Origin of the sequence: Tepidimonas sediminis, assembly GCF_007556605.1 — a bacterium.
GTDB lineage: Bacteria > Pseudomonadota > Gammaproteobacteria > Burkholderiales > Burkholderiaceae_C > Tepidimonas > Tepidimonas sediminis.
The window spans coordinates 54,413-75,171 of sequence record NZ_VJND01000003.1 but is presented as its reverse complement, the minus strand read 5'-3'; the positions used below and the strand labels follow the sequence as shown (position 1 = coordinate 75,171).

The window sequence follows — 20,759 nt, the reverse complement described above, 5'->3', positions numbered from 1 at the left end:
CCCTCCGCCGCCGGCGGCCTCAGAAGTAGGTGGCCACCGCCGCGTCCAGCGCGTCGCGCATGTCCGCGTCGTCGGTGATCGGCCGCACCAGCGCCACCCGGCACGCCGCGCGCGGTTCCACGCCCTGCGCGATCAACTTGCCGGCGTGCACCAGCATGCGCGTCGAGATGCCTTCCTCGAGCCCGTGGCCCTTGAGGTTGCGCGCGCGCTCGGCGATCGCCACCAGCTTGTCGGCCACCGCCGTCGTCACGCCCGTCTCGTGCACGACGATCTCGACCTCGACCGCATGTTCGGGATACCCGAAGTCCAGCGCACCGAAGCGCTGCTTGGTCGACTGCTTCAGGTCCTTCAGCAGCGTCTGGTAACCCGGGTTGTACGAGATGACCAGCACGAAATCGGGATGCGCGCGCAGCAGCTCGCCCTTCTTCTCCAGCGGCAGCACGCGACGGCTGTCGGTCAGCGGATGGATCACCACCGTCGTGTCCTGGCGCGCCTCCACCACCTCGTCGAGGTAGCAGATCGCGCCGTGGCGCGCCGCCAGCGTCAGCGGCCCGTCCTGCCAGCGCGTGCCCTCGGCGTCCAGCAGAAAGCGCCCCACCAGGTCGGCCGCCGTCATGTCCTCGTTGCAGGCCACCGTCACCAGCGGACGGCGCAGGCGCCAGGCCATGTGTTCGACGAAGCGCGACTTGCCGCAGCCCGTCGGGCCCTTGAGCATCATCGGCATGCGCGCCGCATACGCGGCTTCGAACAGCTCGATCTCATCGCCCACCGGCCGGTAATACGGCTCGGCGTCGATGCGGTACGCCTCCATCGGATCGCTCATCGTCCCCTCCTGGTGCGCGGGGGCGCCGCGGTACGGCCCCCCACGGTGGCTGGCAGCGCCGGCTCAGACCATGCGGCCGCGGTAGACCACGATGCTGGTGCCCTGGGTCTGGCGGTAGTTGTCATAGCCGATCAGGCGCACGTGGTTGCCGGGATTGGCACGGTGACACGCCTCCAGCTCGGCCAGGATGCGCTCGACGTCGGTCTCGCCGAACATCGGCAGCTTCCACATGTACCAGTAGTGGCTCCAGGCGTTTTCCGGCTCGGTGTGCTCGATGGCCGGGTTCCAGCCGTTCTTGACGATCCACTCGATCTGCCGGCGGATCTTCTGCTCGTCCATCGGCGGCAGGTACGAGAAGGTGCCCATCTTTCGGCTGGCCGGATCGGACAGGCGCGAGGGGTAATCCTGCACTTGGTTGCTCATGACTGTGTTCCTTTCTTCGACGGTTCAGGGCGTTGGCGGGAGGACGGCTCAGCGGTGCTGCACGTCGAGCTTGTCCACCGTGTCGAACTCGAACTTGATCTCCTTCCACGTCTCCATCGCGACGCGCAGCTCGGGGCACGACTTGGCCGCCTCGGTCAGGATCTCCTTGCCCTCGCGCTCGACCTGGCGCCCCTCGTTGCGCGCCTGCACGCAGGCCTCCAGCGCCACGCGGTTGGCGCACGCACCGGCGGCGTTGCCCCAGGGGTGGCCCAGCGTGCCGCCGCCGAACTGCAGCACCGAGTCGTCGCCGAAGATCGACACCAGCGCCGGCATGTGCCAGACATGGATGCCGCCGGAAGCCACCGGGAAGACGCCCGGCATCGCGCCCCAGTCCTGGTCGAAGAAGATGCCGCGCGAGCGGTCGGCCTTGACGTAGCGGTCACGCATCAGGTCGATCCAGCCCAGCGTGGCGGCGCGGTCCCCCTCCAGCTTGCCGACCACCGTGCCGGAGTGCAGATGGTCGCCGCCGATCAGGCGCAGCAGCTTGGCCAGCACGCGGAAGTTGATGCCGTGGTTGGGGTTGCGGTCGATGACGGCGTGCATGGCGCGGTGCACGTGCAGCAGCATCCCGTTGTCGCGGCACCACTTCGACAGACTCTGGTGCGCCGCCCAGCCCACCGTGAGGTAGTCCGACATGATGATCTTGGCGCCGATCTCCTTGGCGAACTCGGCGCGCTTGTAGATTTCCTCCATCGTCGGGGCGGTCACGTTGAGGTAGTGCCCCTTGCGCTCGCCGGTCTCCTTCTCGGCCTTCTCGGTCGCCTCCTGACAGAACAGGAAGCGGTCGCGCCAGCGCATGAAGGGCTGGCTGTTGACGTTCTCGTCGTCCTTCGTGAAATCCAGCCCGCCGCGCAGGCACTCGTAGACCGCGCGCCCGTAGTTGCGCGCCGACAAGCCGAGCTTGGGCTTGATCGTGCAGCCCAGCAGCGGCCGGCCGTACTTGTCCAGCTTGTCACGTTCGACCTGGATGCCGTGCGGCGGCCCGGGGCAGGTGGTGACGAACCACAGCGGGAAGCGCACGTCCTCCAGCCGCAGCGAGCGCACCGCCTTGAAGCCGAACACGTTGCCCACCAGCGAGGTGAACACGTTGACCACCGAGCCTTCCTCGAACAGGTCCATCGGGTAGGCGATGAAGGCGTAGAACGCCTCGTCGCTGCCCGGCACGTCCTCGATCGCGTAGGCGCGGCCCTTGTAGTACTCCAGATCCGTCAGCAGGTCGGTCCACACCGTGGTCCAGGTGGCGGTGGACGACTCGGCCGCCACGGCCGCCGCGGCTTCCTCGCGCGGCACGCCCGGCTGCGGGACGATCTTGAAACAGGCCAGGAAATCGGAGTCCTTCACCTGGTAATCCGGCTGCCAGTACATCGTCCGGTATTCCTTGACGCCGGCGTCGTAGGTCTTGCGTGTGCTCATGCTCACTCCTCGGGTTGATGGCGCAACCTGCGCTCCTGTCAGGTCTGGGCGGATCGTAGACGCCGCTTCTACTCATGAAAAGTAAAATATTCAAACCGAAGCACTTTATTGGAATAAATCCATGAACCCGCGCCACCTCACCCTGCATCAGCTGCGCATCTTCCACGCCGTGGCGCAGCACGGCAGCTTCGCGCGCGCGGCCGAGGCGCTGCACCTGGCGCCGCCGACGCTGTCGCTGCAGGTCAAGCAGCTGGCCGGCACGGTGGGGCAGCCACTGGTGGAGCAGATCGGCCGGCGCATCTATCTGACCGCCGCCGGCCACGCGCTGGCGCAGGCCGCCGCCGACGTCGAGGAACGGCTGCGCCGGCTCGCGGAGGACATCGCCGCGCTGCAGGGCATCGAGAAGGGCAGCGTGCGGCTGGCGATCCTGACCACGGTCAAGTACGTCGTGCCCAAGCTGCTGGGCAGCTTCGCCGCCGCCCATCCCGGCATCGAGGTGGCCATGGTGGTGGGCAACCGCGATGCGCTGCTGCAGCGGCTGGCGGCCAACCAGGACGACCTCTACATCCTCGGCCAGCCGCCGCAGGAATGGGACGTCGTCAGCGAGCCGTTCGCCGACAACCCGCTGGTGCTGGTGGCCCCGCCCGACCATCCGCTGGCGCGCGAGCGCGCCATCGACCCGCGCCGGCTGGAAGGCGAACCCTTCATCCTGCGCGAGCCCGGCAGCGGCACGCGGGCCACCATGCAGCGCTTCTTCGACGCCCTGGGCGTGCGGGTGCGCGCCCGGTTGGAAGTCGGCAGCAACGAGGCGATCAAGCAGACCGTGGCCGGCGGGCTGGGGCTGGCGGTGCTGTCGGCCCATACGGTGGCCGCCGAGCTGGCGCTGGGCGAGCTGGTGCAGCTGGACGTGCAGGGCTTTCCGCTGCTGCGCCAGTGGCACGTGGTGTACCCGCGCGGCAAGCGGCTCTCACCGGCGGCGGCGGCGTTCAAGGACTGGCTGTATGCGCACCGGGGTCAGGCGTCGGCCCCGGCTCGCCGTCCGCCAGCCGCTCGGCGCGCACGCGGTCGATCCGGCGCCCCTGCATCGACAGCACCGTGAGCCGCCAGCCGGCCACTTCCACCGCATCGCCGATCTTCAGCAGATTGCCGGCCACCGTCTGCATCAGCCCGGCCAGCGTGGCGTAGCGGTCGCGGTCCTCGTCCGGCAGCGCCGCGATCTCCAGCCGGGTCTTGAACTCGTGTGCCGGCATGCTGCCGTCCAGCAGCCACGAACCGTCGGGCTGCGGGGTGGCCCAGGCGTCGTGCGGCTCGTCGCCCGGCAGCTCGCCGGTGATCGCCTCCAGCAGGTCCAGCGGCGTCAGCAGCCCCTGCACCTCCCCGTACTCGTCCACCACGAACACCATGCGCATCGCGCGCGCGCGGAACTGCTCCAGCAGGTCCAGCCCGGACAGCGTTTCCGGCACGAACACCGCTGGCTGCACGTCGCGCGCCCAGTCGCGCTCGCGCCCGCCGGTCTCCTCCAGCGCGATCAGGTGCGACAGATGGATGACGCCGAGCACGTCGTCCAGCCCGCCGTGGCACACCGGGTACCACGAATGTCCGCCGTGACGCGCGTGCGCCAGCACCTCGGCCAGCGGCCGCTCGGCCTCCAGCCAGTCGATCTCGGCACGCGGCACCATCAGGCTGCCGAGCTGGCGCTCGTCCAGCGCCAGCACGTTGTGCACCATGCGGTGCTCGTCGCGCTCGATCACGCCGGAGCGCACCCCGTGCGCCAGCTGCGCCTGGATCTCCTCCACCGTCACCTCGTGCCGCGGCAGCGGCGGAATGCCCAGCAGCCGCAGGATCGCGTTGGTGGAGGCCGCCAGCAGCGCCACCGCCGGCTTGGCCACCGTGGCCAGCGCCAGCAGCGGCCGCGCCATCCAGCGCGCGATGGCCTCCGGGGCACTCTGGCCGATGCGCTTGGCCACCAGCTCGCCGATGACGATCGTGACGTAGGTGACGCCGGCCACCACCAGCGTCGTGGCCAGCGCCTCGGCCACCGTCTCCGGCAGGCCGAGGCCATGCAGCGCGGCCGCCAGTCCGGCGCCGAACGCCCCCTCGCCGACGATGCCGTTGAGCAACGCCACCGTCGTGTTGCCCATCTGGATCGTCGAGAAGAACAGCGTCGGGTTGTCCTGCAGCCACAGCGCCGCGCGCGCGCCGCGGTCGCCGTCGCCGGCCAGCGCCTCCAGCCGCACGCGGCGGCTGGACACCACCGCGATCTCGGTCATCGAGAACAGGCCGCTGAGCAGCGCCAGCAGCAGGATGATGAGCACGTCCATAATCTTGCGCCATGGCACTGTACCTGATCGGCGACGTGCAGGGGTGCGACAAGGCGCTGCAGCGCCTGCTGGCCGAGGTGGGCTTCTCGCCCAGCCGCGACCGCTTCATCGTGCTGGGCGATCTGGTCAACCGCGGGCCGCAGTCCCTGGCGGTGTTGCGCCGCCTGATGCGGCTGGAGGGCGCGGCCGAGACGCTGCTCGGCAACCACGACCTGCACCTGCTGGCGGTGGCGGCCGGCGTGCGCCCCCCGCACCGCAGCGACACGCTGGAGACGATCCTCGCCGCCCCCGACCGCGGCGCGCTGCTGCAGTGGCTGGCGCACCGGCCGCTGGCGCTGCGCGAGCGCGGCTGGCTGCTGGTGCACGCCGGAGTGCTGCCGGCCTGGAATGCGGCGCAGACGCTGGCGCTGGCGGCCGAGGTGGAAGCGGTGCTGCGCAGCCCGCAGCGCGACGCCTGGCTGCACCGCATGTACGGCAACGAGCCGGCGGCCTGGGACGACCGCCTGCAGGGCGAGGCGCGGCTGCGCGTGATCGTCAACGCGCTGACGCGGCTGCGCTACTGCACGCCCGACGGCGTGATGGAGTTCGACACGAAGGACGGTCGCGACGGCGCCCCGCCCGGCCACGTGCCGTGGTTCGACGCACCGGGCCGCCGCAGCGCCGGCACGCCGATCGCGTTCGGTCACTGGTCGACGCTCGGGCCGCTGCAGCGCGCCGACCTGCTGGCGCTGGACAGCGGCTGCGTCTGGGGCGGCCAGCTCAGCGCCGCCCGCCTGCCCGACGGCGTCGAGGCGGCCGACGCCCGCGCCGTGGAGGTCGTCCGCATCCCCTGCCCGCAGGCGCAGCGGCCGGGACGCTAGGGCACGGGCCTAGGCCGTCACCGCGCTGTCGGCTGGCGCCGCCGGCGCGGCGGCCGGCAGCGGCGCACGCAGCAGGGCCGGCACCTTGCGCTTGGGGCGGATGTAGGCGGACAGCCCCTTCGGCGCCGCGCTGCGCGCGTTGCGTTCCCACTCCGGGGTGACGTCCGGCGGCAGCGACGGCTCGTAGGGCCGGTCGCCGAGCGGGTCCGGGCTGGCGGACGGCGGCACCGGCGGGCGTGCCGGGGCGGCCGCCTGGGCACGGCCAGGGGCGGCCTCCTGCGGCGCCGCGGCCACCGCGCCGCGCGCGCCACGCGCCCCGTCATGGCCGCGCGCCGGGCGGCCGCGACGCTCGTCGGGCAGCTCCAGCGGCTCCACCTCGGCCTTGCGGCCGATCAGCTTCTCGATCTCGGCCAGCTGGCGCGCGTCGCGTCCGGTGACGAAGGTCAAGGCCAAGCCGGTGGCGCCGGCGCGCCCGGTGCGGCCGATGCGGTGCACGTAGTCCTCGGCGTTGAACGGCACATCGACGTTGAACACCGCCGGCACGTCCTTGATGTCCAGCCCGCGCGCGGCCACGTCGGTGCAGACGAGCAGCTGCACCTGGCCCTGCTTGAACGCCTCCAGCGCCTTGAGGCGCTCGTCCTGGCTCTTGTCGCCGTGCAGCGCCGCCACCGCCAAGCCGTCGCGCTGCAGCGCCCGCGCCAGCCGTGCGCAGCCCAGCTTGCTGTTGACGAAGACGAAGGCCTGCTGGATCGCGTGCGCGCGCAGCAGGGCCTTCAGCGCCGCGCGCTTGTCCTCCTCCTCGACACGGAAGAAGCGCTGCTCGACGGTGGAGGCGGTGGTATTGGGGCGCGCCACTTCGATGACCACCGGATCCTGCAGGTAGCTGGCGGCCAGCCGCTTGATCTCCGGCGAGAAGGTGGCCGAGAACAGCAGCGTCGTGCGCTGCCGCGGCAGGTAGGCCAGGATGCGCTGCAGATCCGGCAGGAAGCCGATGTCGAGCATGCGGTCGGCCTCGTCCAGCACGACGTACTCGACCTGGTTGAGCACCACCGAGCGCGCCTCGATGTGATCCAGCAGCCGCCCCGGCGTGGCCACCAGGATCTCCACGCCCTTGCGCAGCTCCTCGACCTGCGGCTTCATGTCCATGCCGCCGAACACCACGGCGCTGCGCAGCGGGGTGTACTTGGCGTACAGCCGCACCTGCTGCGCCACCTGGTCCGCGAGCTCGCGGGTGGGCAGCAGCACCAGCGCCCGCACCGGATGGCGCGCGGGTGACGTCGAGGTGTTGGCGTGACGCAACAGCCGCTGCAGCAGCGGCAGGGAGAACGCCGCCGTCTTGCCGGTGCCGGTCTGCGCCGCCCCCATCACGTCGCGACCCTGCAGCACCACCGGAATGGCCCGGGCCTGGATCGGCGTCATGGACGTGTAGCCCATCTCGGCCACCGCGCGCGTCAGCGGCTCGGCCAGCCCCAGACTGGCGAAGGTGGGAGGGGTAGCGGTCGATTCGGAACTCATAGGCCGCATTGTCGCACCGCAGCACCCGCCGCGCATGAAACGACACGGGCGGCCGCCCGCCAGCGGCCGCCCGCGCGCTGCCCGCCCGACCCGCAGCTCAGGCGTACGACGGCGCCGGATCGCTGGTCGGACGACCCTGGAAGTCGGTCCAGCAGCGGCGCGTGAAGTCGTACAGCTTGCAGCGGCGCGCGGTGTCGAAGTACCAGCGCCAGCTGAAACGCTGCACGATGATGCGCCCGGGCAGCATCTCCTCCAGCTTCTTCTGCGCCTGCCTGAGCTTGTACAGCGGCACGCTCATGTCGACGTGGTGCGCGGTGTGCTCCATGATGTGGTGCATCAGCGCGCCGATCTTGAGCGGAAACTCCAGATGCACGGTCGTGGAGACGAACGGTGCCGCCTTGGCCCAGGCGATCTTGTCGTCGTGCCACTGCACCGCCGGGTGCGTGTGGTGCACGTACACGACGAAGCCGATCATCGCGTTCCAGAACAGGAACGGCACGACGAAGCCCATGATCACCTGCAGCGCCACCGACTGCCCGGTCAGCAGCGCCGCGGCCACCATCGCCCCGATCCAGGCCAGCCCCACCACCAGCACGAACACGCCGTCCCAGATGAACTCCGGCCGGCGCGCGCCCATGTAGGCCTTGCGCGGGAAGAACATGCGCAGCCACCACATCTCGACCAGGTAGTACAGCGCCGGTCCCCAGCCGCTGCGGTAGACGCGCTCCAGCCACTGGCGCCAGCGCGGCAGCGCGTCGAACTCTTCCTTGGTCAGTGGCGCCCAGACGAAGTCCACGCCCTTGAGGTTGGTGTAGCCGTGATGCACGACGTTGTGCCCCACCTCCCACAGACTGTAGGGCGTCAGCGACGGCAGCATCGCGAGGCGGCCCAGCAGCTTGTTGAGGCCGCGGTGCGGCGTGTAGCTCTGGTGGCAGGCGTCATGGCCGATGATGAACAGACGGCCGATCATGAAGCCGGCCGCCAGCCCGCACAGCAGCTTGGCCCACCAGGCCTCGAAGGCGACGGTGCCGGCCATCAGCGCGGCAAAGATCGCCCAGTCCAACAACAGCAGCAGCACGGCGATGGCGGTGCGGCGCTGCGACAGCGGCGTGATCCAGCTGCGGATGATCTTGCGGTGCGGCAGCGGGGCGCCGGGGGGGATCGGCTGGGCCGCCAGCGCGGCGGCGGAGGGGTTTTCCTGGGTCATGACGGTGATCGGAACCGGTACGCGCGAAAAGGTTCAAGGAAGACAACGCCCACGACGGGCAGCTTTGCAAGTATGCCCGAGTCACCTTGCGCGGCGTTGACGACGATCAACGCGGCACCGGCGCGCGCGGCTGCCTTTTCGGCGCACCCTGCGGCCCCGCGCAACCTTATAATTGCGGGTTTTGCTGGCAACATCCTCCCAAACGTTCCTCACAGGATCTCATCATGGCCACCAAGTCCAACAAGTCGCCGCGCCTGAAGTCGGGCCGCAAGCGCGCCCGCCAGGACGCCAAGCTCAACGCCCACAACAGCTCGCTGCGCTCCAAGTACCGCACCGCGATCAAGAAGGTCGAGAAAGCCATCGCCGCCGGCGACAAGGCCAAGGCCACCGAGCTGTTCGCCCAGATGCAGTCGATCGTCGACTCGATCGCCGACAAGGGCATCTTCCACAAGAACAAGGCCGCGCGCGACAAGAGCCGCCTGTCGGCCAAGGTCAAGGCCCTGGGCGCGGCGCCCGCCGCGGCCGCCTGAACTCCGCGCGAACCCGCCCGGTGCGGCGCCGTGGCGCCGCACCGCCTTGGAAGGGGTGCGCTGCCAGCAAAGGCCCGGTCGCGCAGGGCCACCCCGCCACGACGCCTCCGCCCGCGGAGGCGTCGTGCTTTTCGGACAGGCTTGCGCGAAGAGGCGAGCGGACGCGGCGACGCCCGTCTCAGCCGGGCTTGGGCGCGTCGGGCAACAGGCAGGCCTCGGTGACGACGAGGTCGTTGTCGCGCGCGAAGCCCATCACGAAATCCCACGCGCGCTCGTCATAGTCGCGCAGCGCGCGGTCGACGACCACGCACTTGATGCCACCGACCACGGTGGGCACCACCCACGGCGAATAGCGCAGGTGCGCCCCGGGCCCGTGCTGACGGGCCTGCGGATGGAATGGACTGAGCACCCCGGCCAGACGCTCGGCCCAGTCGCTGGGCCGAAAGGTGCGCCCGCTGCGGGTCACCCCCTGGATGAAGACTTGCTGCGCTTGGGGTGTGTCCATCTCGCAACTATTGTATCTTATATAAGACTTCAGTTCCGTGACCGGAACGTTCCCCGCGCCCGACGGGGCCGGACCGGCGGCGGGCGACGCCGCCGGCGTCGATAGAATCGGGGCCTTGTCTTTCGCCGACCTTGCGCCGCAACGGCCCGATGCCCATGGACGACTTCGCCCCGATCCCCGAGCCGCACGTGATGGCCACCTACGCCCGCGTGCCGATCCTGTTGACGCACGGCCGCGGCTGCCGCGTCTGGGATGCGCAGGGGCGCGAGTACCTCGACGCCCTGGCCGGCATCGCGGTCAACACGCTGGGGCACGCGCACCCGCGGCTGGTGCGCGCGCTGCAGGATCAGGTGGCGCAGCTGATCCACGTCAGCAACTACCACCACCATCCCTGGACCGAGCCACTGGCCGCCGCACTGTGCGAACGCTCGGGCCTGAGCAAGGTGTTCTTCTGCTCCAGCGGACTGGAGGCCAACGAGGCGGCGCTGAAGCTCGCGCGCAAGTTCGGCCACGCCAAGGGCATCGCGCGGCCCGAGATCGTGGTGTACGAGCGCGCCTTCCACGGCCGCTCGATCGCGACGCTGTCGGCCACCGGCAATCCCAAGGTGCAGGCGGGCTTCGAGCCGCTGGTGGAGGGCTTCATCCGCGTGCCGATCAACGACCTGGAGGCGCTCAGGCGCGCCACCGACGGCAACCCCAACGTCGTGGCGGTGTTCTTCGAGGCCATCCAGGGTGAAGGCGGCGTGCACCCGCTGGATCCCGACTACATCGCCGGCGTGCGCGCGCTGTGCGACGAGCGCGACTGGCTGCTGATGATCGACGAGGTGCAGTGCGGCATGGGCCGCACCGGCAAGTGGTTCGCGCACCAGTGGGCCGGCATCCGGCCCGACGTGATGCCGCTGGCCAAGGGGCTGGGCTCGGGTGTGCCGATCGGCGCGGTGGTGGCCGGCCCGAAGGCCGCCGAGCTGTTCCAGCCCGGCCACCACGGCACCACCTTCGGCGGCAACCCGCTGGCCACGCGCGCGGGGCTGGAGACCATCCGCATCATGGAGGACGAGGGCCTGCTGGCCAACGCCGCCACGCAGGGCCAGCATCTGCTGATGCAGCTGTGGGCCGAGCTCAGAAGCGTGACCGGCGTGCGCGAGGTGCGCGGCAAGGGCCTGATGATCGGCATCGAGCTCGACCGCCCGTGCGGCGAGCTGGTGCTGCGCTGCGCCAAGGCCGGCCTGCTGATCTCGGTGACCGCGGAGCGCGTGGTGCGCCTGGTGCCGCCGCTGATCCTCTCGCGCGCCGAGGCCGACGAGATCATCGCCAAGCTGGTGCCGCAGATCCGCGCGTTCCTGCAGGAGACGTCCGCATGACCCCCGCACCCCTTCGCCACTACCTGCAGTTCAAGGATTTCACCGCCGACGAATACGCCTATCTGTTCGAGCGCGCGGCCCTCATCAAGCACAAGTTCAAGACCTACGAGCGCTACCAGCCGCTGGTGGACCGCACGCTGGCGATGATCTTCGAGAAGGCCAGCACGCGCACGCGCGTCAGCTTCGAGGCCGGCATGTACCAGATGGGCGGCTCGGTGGTGCACCTGACCACCGGCGACAGCCAACTCGGCCGCAGCGAGCCGATCGAGGACACCGCGCGCGTCATCAGCCGCATGGTCGATCTGGTGATGATCCGCACCTTCGAGCAGAGCAAGATCGAGCGCTTCGCCGCGCACTCGCGCGTGCCGGTCATCAACGGCCTGACCAACGAATTCCACCCGTGCCAGATCCTGGCGGATCTGTTCACCTGGCTCGAATTCCGCGGCCGCCGCGCCGACGGCACCCTGGATCCGGGCGCGCTGCGCGGCATCACGGTGGCCTGGGTCGGTGACGGCAACAACATGGCCAACACCTGGCTGCAGGCGGCGCAGATCCTGGGCTTTCGCGTGCACCTCAGCACCCCGCGCGGCTACGAGGTCGACCCCGCCGTGGCCGGCGTGCCGCGCGGCGACTTCTGGCAGGTGTTCGACGACCCGATGCAAGCCTGCCGCGGCGCCGACCTCGTCACCACGGACGTGTGGACCAGCATGGGCTTCGAGGCCGAGAACGAAGCGCGCCAGAAGGCGTTTGCCGCCTGGCGCGTGACGCCGGCGATGATGGCGCAGGCCAAGCCCGAGGCGCTGTTCATGCACTGCCTGCCGGCGCACCGCGGCGAGGAAGTCGACGCCGAGGTCATCGACGGCCCGCAGTCGGTCGTCTGGGACGAGGCGGAAAACCGCATGCACGTGCAGAAGGCGTTGATGGAATACCTGCTGCTGGGCAGGCTGTGATCCATGCGGTTTTCGGGGAAGGATGAGCGAGTGCCAACGCTGCGGCGCGTGCTGCGCCTGGTTCCGCGTCGACTTCTCGGTCTATGAAACCCAGGGCTGCGGCGGTCAGGTGCCCGACGGCCTGACGGTGGAGGTGGCCGGCGCCACCGTGCGCCTGCGCGGCACCGACCATTGGCCGCCGCGCTGCGCGGCACTGACCGGCACGGTCGGCCGGCAGGTCGCCTGCGCCATCTACGAGTGGCGACCCTCGCCGTGCCGCGAGTTCGCCGAAGGCGGCGACGCCTGCGCGCGCGCCCGCGCCCGCCACGGCCTGCCACCGATGGATGCGGGTGCCGCGCCCGCGTGAGTCCGCCGCCGCGGCGCGGCCTCAATCGTCGCCCAGCTCGGCGCGCAGCCGCTTGGCCAGCGTGCGCAGCACCTCCACGCGCGCCCAACGCTTGTCGTCGCTGGCCACGATGTGCCACGGCGCCACCCGTGTCGAGGTGCGGTCCACCATCTGCTCCACCGCACGCTCGTACAGCGGCCACTTCTCGCGGTTGCGCCAGTCCTCCGGCGTGATCTTGTGCTGCTTGTAGGGCGTGGTCTCGCGCTCGCGGAAGCGGCGCAGCTGCTCCTCGGGCGTGATGGCGAGCCAGAACTTGACGATGATGACGCCGGCCTCGGCCAGCTCCTCCTCATAGGCGTTGATCTCGCCGTAGGCGCGCATCCAGTCGGCCTCGCTGCAGAAGCCCTCCACCCGCTCCACCAGCACGCGTCCGTACCACGAGCGGTCGAAGATGACCGCCCGTCCCGGCGCCGGGATGTAGCGCCAGAAGCGCCAGAGGTACGGCTGCGCGCGCTCGTTCTCGTTCGGCGCCGCCACCGGCACCACGCGGTAGAAGCGCGCGTCCCACGCCGCCGTCAGGCGCCGGATCGTGCTGCCCTTGCCGGCGGCGTCCATGCCCTCGAACACCACCACCAGCGCGCGCTGGCGCATCCTCGGGTGGCGGCTGAGCTCGTTGAGTTCGCCCTGCCAGCGCGCCAGCTGCCGCTCGTAGCGCTCGCCGTCCAGCCGGCGCGTGTAGTCGAACGCCTGCAGCAGCGTCGAGGGCCGCGCCGGCGGCTCCAGCACCGCCGGCGGCACCGGCACCGCGGCCACCGGGGCGCTGGCATGGTGGCGCAGCACCGCCAGCAGGTGCTGGCCGGCGGTCAGTTCCCGGTAGGCGTCGTCGCTGCCGTCGATGACGATCCACGGCGCCTCGCCCAGGCTGGTGCTGCGCAGCGCCTCGTCGGCCACGGCGACGAAGTCGTCGTAGCCCTTCAGGTGCGCCTTCTCGCGTGCGCCGACGCGCCAGGCGGTGCGCGGGTCGGCGGCCAGCGCCTTCAGGCGCGCGCGCATCGCCTTCTTCGAGAGATGGAACCAGAACTTGACCAGCACCACCCCTTCGGCCACCAGCATGCGCTCGAAGCGGCGGATGCGCTCCAGCCGCAGCGCGAAGCGGTCGCGGTCGTCGCGGCCCATCAGGCGGCAGTGGATCGGGTCGGTGTACCACGAGCCGAACAGGATGGCGATGCGCCCCTTGGGCGGCAGCACCTGCCAGAAACGCCACATCTCCGGCCGACGCCGCTCCTCCTCGGTCATCGGGTCGAACGCCTCGGTGCGGATGTGGCGCGGGTCCATCCAGGCGTTGAGCGTGTTGACCGTCTCGCTGCGGCCGGCGCTCTCGACGCCGTTGATGAGGATGCACACCGCGCGGTCGGCGCGATCCAGCAGCTCGTACTGCGCCTGCAGCAGCGCGGCGCGCAGCGCCGGCACCTGCGCCTTGTAGGTGGCGCGGTCGACCCGGTGGCCGATCTCGGCCGATTCGAACATGGTCGTCTCCTCCTGGCGTGTGCGCCGCGCCCGCGGGCGCGGCGCGCCCGACATGATGACACACTCGGGAAGCGGCCGAAACGGTATAATGGCAGTCTTTGCTGGCAAAGTCCGTCAGGCATGGACACCCGCGCCTGACCCCTTTTCGGAAACCATTGGCCAATGACCACCATCCGCGTCAAAGAAAACGAACCGTTCGACGTCGCCCTGCGTCGCTTCAAGCGCACGATCGAGAAGCTCGGTCTTCTCAACGAGCTGCGCGCCCGCGAGTTCTACGAGAAGCCCACGGCCGAGCGCAAGCGCAAGCGCGCCGCCGCGATCAAGCGTCACCTCAAGCGCGTGCGCTCGATGCAGCTGCCGCAGCGGCTGTACTGACGCCGCCGCTCGGGTCGGTGCCGCCGTCGCATCCCGGGCCCCGCGACCGCCGCACCCGCCCTTCCGCGCAGCCCGCCAGAGGACGCTTTGGCGGGCTGTTTTCGTTCCGCTCCTGCCCTCGTCCCTGTCATGAGCACCTTGAAAGACCGCATCCAGGACGACATGAAGGCCGCCATGCGCGCCAAGGACGGCGCGCGCCTGGGCGCCATCCGCCTGCTGCTGGCCGCGATCAAGCAGAAGGAAGTCGATGAGCGCGTGACGCTGGACGACGCCGGCGTCATCGCCGTGGTCGACCGGCTGCTCAAGCAGCGGCGCGACTCGATCGCCGCCTACGAGCAGGCCGGCCGCGAGGACTTGGCGGCCAAGGAGCGCGCCGAGGCCGAGGTGCTGCAAGCCTACCTGCCGCAGCGCCTGGAGGCGGCCGCCATCGCCGCGGCGGTGCAGGCGCTGGTGCAGCGCTTGGCCGCCGAGCTGGGCCGCGCGCCCACGCCGGCCGACATGGGCAAGGTCATGGCCGCAGCCAAGGCCGAGCTCGCCGGCAAGGCCGACATGGCGCAAGTCTCCGCCGCCGTCAAGGCCGCGCTGGCCGGCGGCTGATCCCCGGCCGCCGCGCCCATGACCTCGGTGCAGCGCCCGCCCGCCGCCGCCCCCGTCGGCGTGTTCGACTCCGGGGTCGGCGGGCTGACGGTGCTGCGCGCAGTGCATGCCCTGCTGCCCGCCGAGGCGCTCCACTACGTGGCCGACTCGACCCACGCGCCCTACGGCGACAAGCCGGTGGAGTACGTGCAGGCGCGCGCCGCGCACGGCCTGCGGCGACTGCGCGAGGCCGGCTGCAAGGCAGCCGTGGTGGCGTGCAACACCGTCACCGGGCTGTCGATCGAGGCGCTGCGCGCGCAGCACCCGGGCTGGCCGATCGTGGCCATCGAGCCGGCCGTCAAGCCCGCCGCCCAGCGCACGCGCCGCGGCACCATCGGCGTGCTGGCCACGCGCAACACGGTGGCCAGCCCCGGTCTGGCGCGCCTGATCGCGGCGCACGCGGCGGGCGTGCGGGTGCTGACACGCGCCTGCTCCGGCTGGGTGGAACGCGTCGAGCGCGGCGAGCTCGACGGCCCCGCCACCGAGGCGGCGGTGGCGCAGCACGTGCATCCGCTCGTGCAGGCCGGCGCCGACGTGCTGGTGCTCGGCTGCACGCACTATCCGTTCCTGCGCCCGGTGATCGAGCGCGTCGCCGGCGCCGGCGTGGAGGTGCTGGACCCGGCCCCCGCGGTGGCGCGCGAGCTGCGGCGCCGGCTGCAGGCGCTGGATCTGCTGGCGCCGGAGGGCCCGCCGGCCACCGTGCTCACGCTGCAGACCAGCGGCGATCCCGCCGCCGTGGGCGCGGTGGCGCAGCGCCTGCTGGGCGATGCGCTGCGCGTGCACGCGCAGCCGCTGGACTGAGCCGCGCCGAGGCCTCAGCTGCCGGCCACCTTCATGCGTTCGATCAGCACCGAGCCGACCGTCTTGGCGCCCAGCGTGTAGGCGTCGGCGCCGATCGCGACGATGCCCTTGAACATCTCGGCCAGGTTGCCGGCGATCGTGATCTCCTGCACAGGGTAGGCGATGACGCCGTCCTCGACCCAGAAACCCGCGGCGCCGCGCGAGTAGTCGCCGGTGACGAGGTTGACGCCCTGCCCCATCAGCTCGGTGACGAACAGACCGCGGCCGAGCTTGCGCAGCATCGCCGGCAGGTCGTCCTGCGGCTGCGTCAGGCGGCTGGTCATCAGCAGGTTGTGCGAGCCGCCCGCATGCCCGGTGGTGCGCAGCCCCAGCTTGCGCGCCGAGTAGGTGCTGAGGAAATACCCCTTGACGCAGCCGCCCGAGACCACCGGCCGCGCGATCGTGCGCACGCCCTCGTCGTCGAACGGCGCGCTGCCCTTGGCCCCCAGGATGTGCGGGTCCTCGAAGACGTCGACGTGGGGCGCGAACACCTGTCGCCCCAGGCTGTCGAGCAGGAAGCTGGTGCGCCGGTACAGCGCCCCGCCGCTGACCGCCTGCACGAAGGCGCCCAGCAGCCCGGCCGCCAGCGGCGCCTCGAACAGCACCGGGCATGCGGTGGTGGCGATCTTGCGCGGCCTCAGGCGCGCCAGCGCGCGCTCGGCGGCGTAACGCCCCACCGCCTCGGGGCTGGCCAGCTCGGCCGGATCGCGCTGCGAGCTGTACCAATGGTCGCGCTGCATGCCGTCGCCCTTGCCGGCGATCGGCGCCACCGACAGGCTGTGGCGCGAGCTGGCGTAGCCGCCGTGAAAGATGCCTTGGCGGCGCCGCTCGCCGCCGCGCATGTGCTCGGCCCAGAAGTGCGACTGCTGCGCCGACACCGCCGCGCCTTCGCTGTTGGTGATGCGGGGACTGACGGCGAAGGCGGCCTGCTCGCAGCGCAGCGCGATCTCGGCGGCCTGCTCGGCGCTGATCGGCCACGGGTGGAACAGGTCGAGATCGGGGTAGTCGTTGGCGACGTCAGTCTCCTCCGGCAGGCCGGCGGCCGCATCCTCGGCGGTGAAGCGCGCGATGTCGTAGGCCGCGCGCACGGTCTGGCGCACGGCCTCGGCGGAGAAGTCGGAGGTGGAGGCATGGCCGCGGCGCTGGCCGACATAGACGGTGACGGCCAGCGCCTTGTCGCGGTTGCGCTCGACGTTTTCCAGCGCGCCGCGACGCACCGACACGCTCAGCCCGCTGCCCTCCGAGACCTCCACCGCCGCGTCGGCCACGCCGAGCGCACGCGCGGTCTTGAGCGCCAAGTCGGCCAGCTCCTCGAACTGTGCCTGGGTGAACTGGAAGCCCTGCGCGGCCGCAGCCGCCTTGTCCTTGCGGGAACGGGTGGACGCTTTCATGCTGACGGCTATCATAGCGGCCATGCCACGCAAGCCGCCCAAGGGGTATTTCGTGCGCGGGCAGTTCGTCGCCTACGGCAGCGCCGAGGACGCCGAGCTCAAGCGCGCCGCCAAGTGGGACGCCGACTTCAGCAAGACCGACCTGAAGCGGCGCAGCGCCCACCTGCAGGCGCTGGGCGAGCAGCTGCTCGCATTCAAGGATGCGGCGCTGCAGCGCCTGGGGCTGGACGAGACGCTGCGGGAAGCGCTGGCCGAGGCGCGCCGCATCGACGACTTCGAGGGTCGGCGCCGCCAGCTGCAGTACGTCGGCAAGCTGATGCGTCGGCTCGACGAGGCGCAGGTGGCCGCCGTGGAGGCGGCGCTGGCCGAGCAGCGCCAGGGCAGCGCCGCCGAGGTGCAGCGGCTGCACGAGGCCGAGGCGTGGCGCGAGCGGCTGCTGGCCGACGACGCCGCGCTGGAGGCCTGGCGCGACATCGAGCCGCAGGCCGACTGGCAGCGTCTGCGCGCGCTCATCCGCCAGGCGCGCAAGGACGCCGCCGAGGCGCCCGCCGCTGCGGCCGGCCAGCCGCCCCGGCACGGGCGCGCCTACCGTGAGCTGTTCCAGCACGTGCGCGCGGCACTGCAGGCGCGCGCCGACGGCCTCGCCACCGCCTGACCGTCCCGGCACCCGCCCCAACCGAGATCCCGTCCCTCCATGACCGACTTCGACCCCGTCACCATCGGCATCGTCTCCATCAGCGACCGCGCCAGCCAGGGCGTCTACGAGGACAAGGGCCTGCCGGCGCTGCGCGACTGGCTGACGCGCGCGCTGAAAAACCCCATCACCTTCGTCGAGCGCCTGATCCCCGACGAACGCGAGGTGATCAGCGCCACGCTGATCGAGCTGGCGGATCGGGCCGGCTGCAGCCTGATCCTGACCACCGGCGGCACCGGGCCGGCGCCGCGCGACGTCACGCCGGAGGCGACGCTGGCGGTGGCCGACCGTGAGCTGCCGGGCTTCGGCGAGCAGATGCGCCAGATCAGCCTGCGCTTCGTGCCCACGGCGATCCTGTCGCGCCAGGTCGGCGTGATCCGCGGCCGCAGCCTGATCCTGAACCTGCCGGGGCAGCCGAAGTCGATCGCCGAGACGCTGGAGGGTCTGAAGGACGCCGACGGCCGCCCGCTCGTGCACGGGATCTTCGCCGCCGTGCCGTACTGCCTCGACCTCATCGGCGGCCCCTACCTCGAAACGGACGAGGCGGTGTGCGCGGCGTTTCGGCCGAAGTCGGCGCAGCGCCCGCCGCGTACGGCCTGAGCCGGCCGCCGATGGACGCCACCGCCCTGCCCGCCACGCCGGCCGCCCGCCGTGCGCGCGTGTGGCTGGTGGCGGGGCTGGTCACGCTGCTGCTGGCGGTGCTGGCGGTGGCCGCCGTCGACCGCGCCAGCCGCTGGTGGGCCCGGCAGGCCGAGGCGCGCGCGCACGAAACCGAGCGGATGCGCGCCCACATGCTGGCCGAGGCCACGGCGGCGGTGCTCAACCAGCACCTGGCGCCGGCGCACGGCGTGGCGGTGAGCTTTGCGCGTGGCGAGGATGTGCGCCTGCTCCTGGCGGCATTGGCGCGTGGCGAAGGCACCGACCGGCCGGAGCTGCGGACACGCCAGCAGGCGCTGGACCGGCGCCTGGACATCGCGGTGCAGGAACTGGCGCTGGGCCTGATCGCGGTGGCCGACCGTGACGGCGTGGTGGTGGCCGCCGGCGAGCCGCCCGGCATCCCCTCGTTCGTCGGCAACCGTTACGGCGGCGGACCGCTGCACCTGCAGACGCGCCAGGGGCGTCCGGCGCGGCTGTTCCTGGTGGGCGAGACCACCGGACGGCGCAGCATCGTCTTCGCCGAGCCGGTCATGGTGGAGGGGCGCTTCGTCGGCTACGTGGGGGTGTCGGTCACGCTGGACGAGGGGCTGCTGCCGGCCACCGCCGATCAGGTGCTCGTCAGCGACGAGCACGGCGTCATCGTCCTCAGCCGCGATCCGCGCCGGCTGTTCCACCGGCTGGTGCACGAGCCCGTCTGGACGCCGCCTCCCTCCGGGGAGCGCTGGCCGCTGTACGGCAACCATCCGCCACGCCTGTGGCCGTGGCAACCCGGCCCGCGGCCGGGGCTGTGGTGGATCGACGATCCGGCCCACTCGACCCCGGTGCTGGAGGCGCGCGGCATGGTGCTGGACGGCTTGCTGGAGGTGCACGTGCTGCAGCCGGCCACGTGGCTGCAGGAGGTGGCCGCGCAGCGGCGCCTGCTGTTCGGGCTGGGTGCGGCGCTGGCCGTGGCGCTGCTGGCCGTGCTGATGCTGCTGGCCGCGGCGCTGTGGCAGGCGCGCGCCCACCGCGCCGCACTGGCAGCGGCCAACCGCGAACTGCAGCGGCTGGTCATCACCGATCCGCTGACCGGCATCGCCAACCGCCGCCACCTGCTGCAGATGCTGGAAGAGGAGTGGCGGCGCGTGCGCCGCCACGGCCGGCCGCTGAGCCTGCTGTCGCTCGACCTGGACCACTTCAAGGCCGTCAACGACGCCCACGGCCACGCCGAGGGCGACCGGGTGCTGCGCCACTTCGCCGAGACGGTGCAACGGCAGCTGCGCGCCACCGACCGCTTCGGTCGCCTCGGCGGCGAGGAATTCCTGGTCATCCTGCCGGAAACCGGCCGCGAGGCCGCGCAGCAGGTGGCCTGGAAGCTGCGGCATGCCGTGGCGCAGACGCCCCTGCCCGCCGCCGACGGCGCGCCCGGCCTGACGGTGACCGTCAGCATCGGCGGCGTCACCAGCAGCGATCCCGACGAACCGCTGCAGGCCCTGCTGGGGCGCGCCGACGCGGCGCTCTACGCCGCCAAGCGCGCCGGGCGCGACTGCGTGCGCTGGGCCGACGATCCCGACGTCACTTCCCCACCAGCTGGTTGAGCCGCTCGGCCTCGAAGTGCTCGGTGCGCGCGGCATCGGGCGGCAGGCACTGGCCGCGCTGGGCGCAGGCGAGCTTTTCGATGGCCTGCCACAGCAGCGCGATCTGGTGCTCGTGGCTGGCGGCGTTGTCGATCAGGCCGCGCAGCGCCTGGCTCAGGGGGTCGTCGTTCTGCGTCACGCCATAAGCCGAAAAACCCATGCGCGCCGCCGCCTCCTCGCGCCGCGCATCGGCGTCGGCCACGATGATGCGCGCCGGGTTGCCCACCGCGGTGGCCCCGGCCGGCACCGGCTTGGTCACCACCGCGTTGCTGCCCACCTTGGCGCCGGCGCCGACCTCGAAGCCGCCCAGGATCTTGGCCCCGGCGCCGACGATGACGCCCGGCCCCAGCGTCGGGTGGCGCTTGGTGCCCTTGTACAGCGACGTGCCCCCCAGCGTGACGCCGTGGTAGATCGTGCAGTCGTCGCCGACCTCGGCCGTCTCGCCGATCACCACCCCCATGCCGTGGTCGATGAAGACGCGCCGCCCGATGCGCGCGCCGGGATGGATCTCGATGCCGGTCAGCCAGCGGTTCCAGTGCGACAGCCAGCGCGCCAGCCACTTCCAGCCGCGCCGCCACAGTGCGTGCGCCACCCGGTGCAGCCAGATCGCGTGCAGGCCGGGGTAACAGGTCAGCACCTCCCAGCGCGAGCGCGCCGCCGGGTCGCGCTCGAGAATGGCGTCGATGTCGTCGCGCAGCAGACGCAGCAGGGCTCGCGGCATGGGGTCGCA

22 protein-coding genes are annotated in these 20,759 nt (G+C 71.6%); 12 read left to right on the top strand and 10 right to left on the bottom strand.

Annotation, left to right across the window (positions count from 1 at the left end; all coding sequences use genetic code 11):
- Positions 1-19 precede the first annotated feature (19 nt).
- From Tsedi_RS03585 to Tsedi_RS03575, 3 genes are all read right to left on the bottom strand, one after another.
- Positions 20-823, bottom strand: coding sequence for a CbbQ/NirQ/NorQ/GpvN family protein (locus tag Tsedi_RS03585; protein ID WP_143893684.1), 804 nt, complete (start codon positions 821-823; stop codon positions 20-22).
- A gap of 63 nt (positions 824-886) precedes the next feature.
- Positions 887-1,246 (bottom strand): ribulose bisphosphate carboxylase small subunit, encoded by a 360-nt coding sequence (locus tag Tsedi_RS03580; RefSeq protein ID WP_143893682.1) that lies wholly within the window; start codon positions 1,244-1,246, stop codon positions 887-889.
- A 48-nt stretch (positions 1,247-1,294) separates the two neighbouring features.
- Positions 1,295-2,719 (bottom strand): form I ribulose bisphosphate carboxylase large subunit, encoded by a 1,425-nt coding sequence (locus Tsedi_RS03575; RefSeq protein WP_143893680.1) that lies wholly within the window; start codon positions 2,717-2,719, stop codon positions 1,295-1,297.
- A gap of 121 nt (positions 2,720-2,840) precedes the next feature.
- Here Tsedi_RS03575 and Tsedi_RS03570 point away from each other — a divergent pair, with 121 nt between their 5' ends.
- Positions 2,841-3,818 carry a LysR family transcriptional regulator gene (locus tag Tsedi_RS03570; RefSeq protein ID WP_143893678.1) on the top strand — a complete coding sequence of 326 codons (978 nt, stop codon included), beginning with the start codon at positions 2,841-2,843 and terminating at the stop codon, positions 3,816-3,818.
- On the opposite strand, the gene Tsedi_RS03565 is transcribed toward Tsedi_RS03570, so the two are convergent.
- Positions 3,706-5,040 (bottom strand): hemolysin family protein, encoded by a 1,335-nt coding sequence (locus tag Tsedi_RS03565; RefSeq protein ID WP_143893676.1) that lies wholly within the window; start codon positions 5,038-5,040, stop codon positions 3,706-3,708. The two genes, Tsedi_RS03570 and Tsedi_RS03565, sit on opposite strands and share 113 nt — an antisense overlap.
- A gap of 11 nt (positions 5,041-5,051) precedes the next feature.
- Between Tsedi_RS03565 and Tsedi_RS03560 the strand changes: the two genes are divergently transcribed.
- Positions 5,052-5,900 (top strand): symmetrical bis(5'-nucleosyl)-tetraphosphatase, encoded by an 849-nt coding sequence (locus Tsedi_RS03560; RefSeq protein ID WP_143893674.1) that lies wholly within the window; start codon positions 5,052-5,054, stop codon positions 5,898-5,900.
- A 9-nt stretch (positions 5,901-5,909) separates the two neighbouring features.
- Here the strand turns inward: Tsedi_RS03560 and Tsedi_RS03555 are convergent, their stop codons facing one another.
- Positions 5,910-7,415, bottom strand: a complete 1,506-nt coding sequence (locus tag Tsedi_RS03555; RefSeq protein WP_143893672.1) for a DEAD/DEAH box helicase — start codon at positions 7,413-7,415, stop codon at positions 5,910-5,912.
- A gap of 97 nt (positions 7,416-7,512) precedes the next feature.
- Entirely contained in the window at positions 7,513-8,622 is a 1,110-nt protein-coding gene (locus Tsedi_RS03550; RefSeq protein ID WP_143893670.1) for a fatty acid desaturase, read from the bottom strand.
- A gap of 224 nt (positions 8,623-8,846) precedes the next feature.
- Here Tsedi_RS03550 and rpsT point away from each other — a divergent pair, with 224 nt between their 5' ends.
- Positions 8,847-9,152 carry a 30S ribosomal protein S20 gene (rpsT, locus tag Tsedi_RS03545; protein WP_143893668.1) on the top strand — a complete coding sequence of 102 codons (306 nt, stop codon included), beginning with the start codon at positions 8,847-8,849 and terminating at the stop codon, positions 9,150-9,152.
- Positions 9,153-9,330: 178 nt separating this feature from the next.
- Here the strand turns inward: rpsT and Tsedi_RS03540 are convergent, their stop codons facing one another.
- The gene (locus Tsedi_RS03540) at positions 9,331-9,657 is read right to left on the bottom strand and encodes a DUF3579 domain-containing protein (RefSeq protein WP_143893666.1); all 327 of its coding nucleotides are present in this window, start codon (positions 9,655-9,657) and stop codon (positions 9,331-9,333) included.
- Between the two features lie 155 nt (positions 9,658-9,812).
- Between Tsedi_RS03540 and Tsedi_RS03535 the strand changes: the two genes are divergently transcribed.
- From Tsedi_RS03535 to Tsedi_RS03525, 3 genes are read left to right on the top strand one after another with little or no spacing between them, the layout of a single operon-like run.
- Positions 9,813-11,018 carry an aspartate aminotransferase family protein gene (locus Tsedi_RS03535; protein ID WP_143893664.1) on the top strand — a complete coding sequence of 402 codons (1,206 nt, stop codon included), beginning with the start codon at positions 9,813-9,815 and terminating at the stop codon, positions 11,016-11,018.
- Positions 11,015-11,968, top strand: coding sequence for an ornithine carbamoyltransferase (gene argF / locus Tsedi_RS03530; RefSeq protein ID WP_143893662.1), 954 nt, complete (start codon positions 11,015-11,017; stop codon positions 11,966-11,968). Before Tsedi_RS03535 ends, argF begins: the two co-directional genes overlap by 4 nt.
- A gap of 22 nt (positions 11,969-11,990) precedes the next feature.
- A complete protein-coding gene (locus Tsedi_RS03525) occupies positions 11,991-12,314 on the top strand; it encodes a YkgJ family cysteine cluster protein (protein ID WP_143893660.1) in 324 nt (107 codons plus the stop codon).
- 21 nt (positions 12,315-12,335) lie between these two features.
- On the opposite strand, the gene pap is transcribed toward Tsedi_RS03525, so the two are convergent.
- Positions 12,336-13,820 (bottom strand): polyphosphate:AMP phosphotransferase, encoded by a 1,485-nt coding sequence (gene pap, locus Tsedi_RS03520; protein WP_143893658.1) that lies wholly within the window; start codon positions 13,818-13,820, stop codon positions 12,336-12,338.
- A 162-nt stretch (positions 13,821-13,982) separates the two neighbouring features.
- On the opposite strand from pap, the gene rpsU reads away from it, so the two are divergent.
- From rpsU to murI, 3 genes are all read left to right on the top strand, one after another.
- On the top strand, positions 13,983-14,195 hold the full coding sequence (gene rpsU / locus Tsedi_RS03515; RefSeq protein ID WP_132961253.1) for a 30S ribosomal protein S21: 213 nt from the start codon (positions 13,983-13,985) through the stop codon (positions 14,193-14,195).
- A gap of 129 nt (positions 14,196-14,324) precedes the next feature.
- Positions 14,325-14,792 (top strand): GatB/YqeY domain-containing protein, encoded by a 468-nt coding sequence (locus Tsedi_RS03510; protein WP_143893656.1) that lies wholly within the window; start codon positions 14,325-14,327, stop codon positions 14,790-14,792.
- Positions 14,793-14,810: 18 nt separating this feature from the next.
- Positions 14,811-15,632: a glutamate racemase gene (gene murI, locus Tsedi_RS03505; protein ID WP_143893654.1), complete on the top strand. Its 822-nt coding sequence runs from the start codon at positions 14,811-14,813 to the stop codon at positions 15,630-15,632.
- A 14-nt stretch (positions 15,633-15,646) separates the two neighbouring features.
- Here the strand turns inward: murI and pmbA are convergent, their stop codons facing one another.
- Positions 15,647-17,062, bottom strand: a complete 1,416-nt coding sequence (pmbA, locus tag Tsedi_RS03500; RefSeq protein ID WP_143893652.1) for a metalloprotease PmbA — start codon at positions 17,060-17,062, stop codon at positions 15,647-15,649.
- A gap of 22 nt (positions 17,063-17,084) precedes the next feature.
- Between pmbA and yjgA the strand changes: the two genes are divergently transcribed.
- Genes yjgA through Tsedi_RS03485 form a run of 3 tightly spaced genes read left to right on the top strand, consistent with a single transcriptional unit; the run spans position 17,085 to position 19,990 of the window.
- On the top strand, positions 17,085-17,717 hold the full coding sequence (yjgA, locus tag Tsedi_RS03495) for a ribosome biogenesis factor YjgA (protein WP_143893650.1): 633 nt from the start codon (positions 17,085-17,087) through the stop codon (positions 17,715-17,717).
- 39 nt (positions 17,718-17,756) lie between these two features.
- Positions 17,757-18,356 carry a molybdopterin adenylyltransferase gene (gene mog, locus Tsedi_RS03490; RefSeq protein WP_143893648.1) on the top strand — a complete coding sequence of 200 codons (600 nt, stop codon included), beginning with the start codon at positions 17,757-17,759 and terminating at the stop codon, positions 18,354-18,356.
- 11 nt (positions 18,357-18,367) lie between these two features.
- Entirely contained in the window at positions 18,368-19,990 is a 1,623-nt protein-coding gene (locus Tsedi_RS03485) for a sensor domain-containing diguanylate cyclase (protein WP_143893646.1), read from the top strand.
- On the opposite strand, the gene cysE is transcribed toward Tsedi_RS03485, so the two are convergent.
- Entirely contained in the window at positions 19,968-20,750 is a 783-nt protein-coding gene (gene cysE / locus Tsedi_RS03480; protein ID WP_185970572.1) for a serine O-acetyltransferase, read from the bottom strand. The two genes, Tsedi_RS03485 and cysE, sit on opposite strands and share 23 nt — an antisense overlap.
- Positions 20,751-20,759 lie beyond the last annotated feature (9 nt).

What these genes read in the sequence shown, in the direction of transcription:
- pap (WP_143893658.1), bottom strand. Translation starts at nt 13,820, where the DNA reads ATGTTCGAATCGGCCGAGATCGGCCACCGGGTCGACCGCGCCACCTAC.
- Tsedi_RS03555 (WP_143893672.1), bottom strand. Translation starts at nt 7,415, where the DNA reads ATGAGTTCCGAATCGACCGCTACCCCTCCCACCTTCGCCAGTCTGGGG.
- Tsedi_RS03565 (WP_143893676.1), bottom strand. Translation starts at nt 5,040, where the DNA reads ATGGACGTGCTCATCATCCTGCTGCTGGCGCTGCTCAGCGGCCTGTTC.
- Tsedi_RS03570 (WP_143893678.1), top strand. Translation starts at nt 2,841, where the DNA reads ATGAACCCGCGCCACCTCACCCTGCATCAGCTGCGCATCTTCCACGCC.
- Tsedi_RS03585 (WP_143893684.1), bottom strand. Translation starts at nt 823, where the DNA reads ATGAGCGATCCGATGGAGGCGTACCGCATCGACGCCGAGCCGTATTAC.
- Tsedi_RS03510 (WP_143893656.1), top strand. Translation starts at nt 14,325, where the DNA reads ATGAGCACCTTGAAAGACCGCATCCAGGACGACATGAAGGCCGCCATG.
- yjgA (WP_143893650.1), top strand. Translation starts at nt 17,085, where the DNA reads ATGCCACGCAAGCCGCCCAAGGGGTATTTCGTGCGCGGGCAGTTCGTC.
- cysE (WP_185970572.1), bottom strand. Translation starts at nt 20,750, where the DNA reads ATGCCGCGAGCCCTGCTGCGTCTGCTGCGCGACGACATCGACGCCATT.
- argF (WP_143893662.1), top strand. Translation starts at nt 11,015, where the DNA reads ATGACCCCCGCACCCCTTCGCCACTACCTGCAGTTCAAGGATTTCACC.
- Tsedi_RS03485 (WP_143893646.1), top strand. Translation starts at nt 18,368, where the DNA reads ATGGACGCCACCGCCCTGCCCGCCACGCCGGCCGCCCGCCGTGCGCGC.
- pmbA (WP_143893652.1), bottom strand. Translation starts at nt 17,062, where the DNA reads ATGAAAGCGTCCACCCGTTCCCGCAAGGACAAGGCGGCTGCGGCCGCG.
- Tsedi_RS03535 (WP_143893664.1), top strand. Translation starts at nt 9,813, where the DNA reads ATGGACGACTTCGCCCCGATCCCCGAGCCGCACGTGATGGCCACCTAC.
- murI (WP_143893654.1), top strand. Translation starts at nt 14,811, where the DNA reads ATGACCTCGGTGCAGCGCCCGCCCGCCGCCGCCCCCGTCGGCGTGTTC.
- mog (WP_143893648.1), top strand. Translation starts at nt 17,757, where the DNA reads ATGACCGACTTCGACCCCGTCACCATCGGCATCGTCTCCATCAGCGAC.
- rpsT (WP_143893668.1), top strand. Translation starts at nt 8,847, where the DNA reads ATGGCCACCAAGTCCAACAAGTCGCCGCGCCTGAAGTCGGGCCGCAAG.
- Tsedi_RS03550 (WP_143893670.1), bottom strand. Translation starts at nt 8,622, where the DNA reads ATGACCCAGGAAAACCCCTCCGCCGCCGCGCTGGCGGCCCAGCCGATC.
- Tsedi_RS03575 (WP_143893680.1), bottom strand. Translation starts at nt 2,719, where the DNA reads ATGAGCACACGCAAGACCTACGACGCCGGCGTCAAGGAATACCGGACG.
- Tsedi_RS03540 (WP_143893666.1), bottom strand. Translation starts at nt 9,657, where the DNA reads ATGGACACACCCCAAGCGCAGCAAGTCTTCATCCAGGGGGTGACCCGC.
- Tsedi_RS03525 (WP_143893660.1), top strand. Translation starts at nt 11,991, where the DNA reads ATGAGCGAGTGCCAACGCTGCGGCGCGTGCTGCGCCTGGTTCCGCGTC.
- Tsedi_RS03580 (WP_143893682.1), bottom strand. Translation starts at nt 1,246, where the DNA reads ATGAGCAACCAAGTGCAGGATTACCCCTCGCGCCTGTCCGATCCGGCC.
- rpsU (WP_132961253.1), top strand. Translation starts at nt 13,983, where the DNA reads ATGACCACCATCCGCGTCAAAGAAAACGAACCGTTCGACGTCGCCCTG.
- Tsedi_RS03560 (WP_143893674.1), top strand. Translation starts at nt 5,052, where the DNA reads ATGGCACTGTACCTGATCGGCGACGTGCAGGGGTGCGACAAGGCGCTG.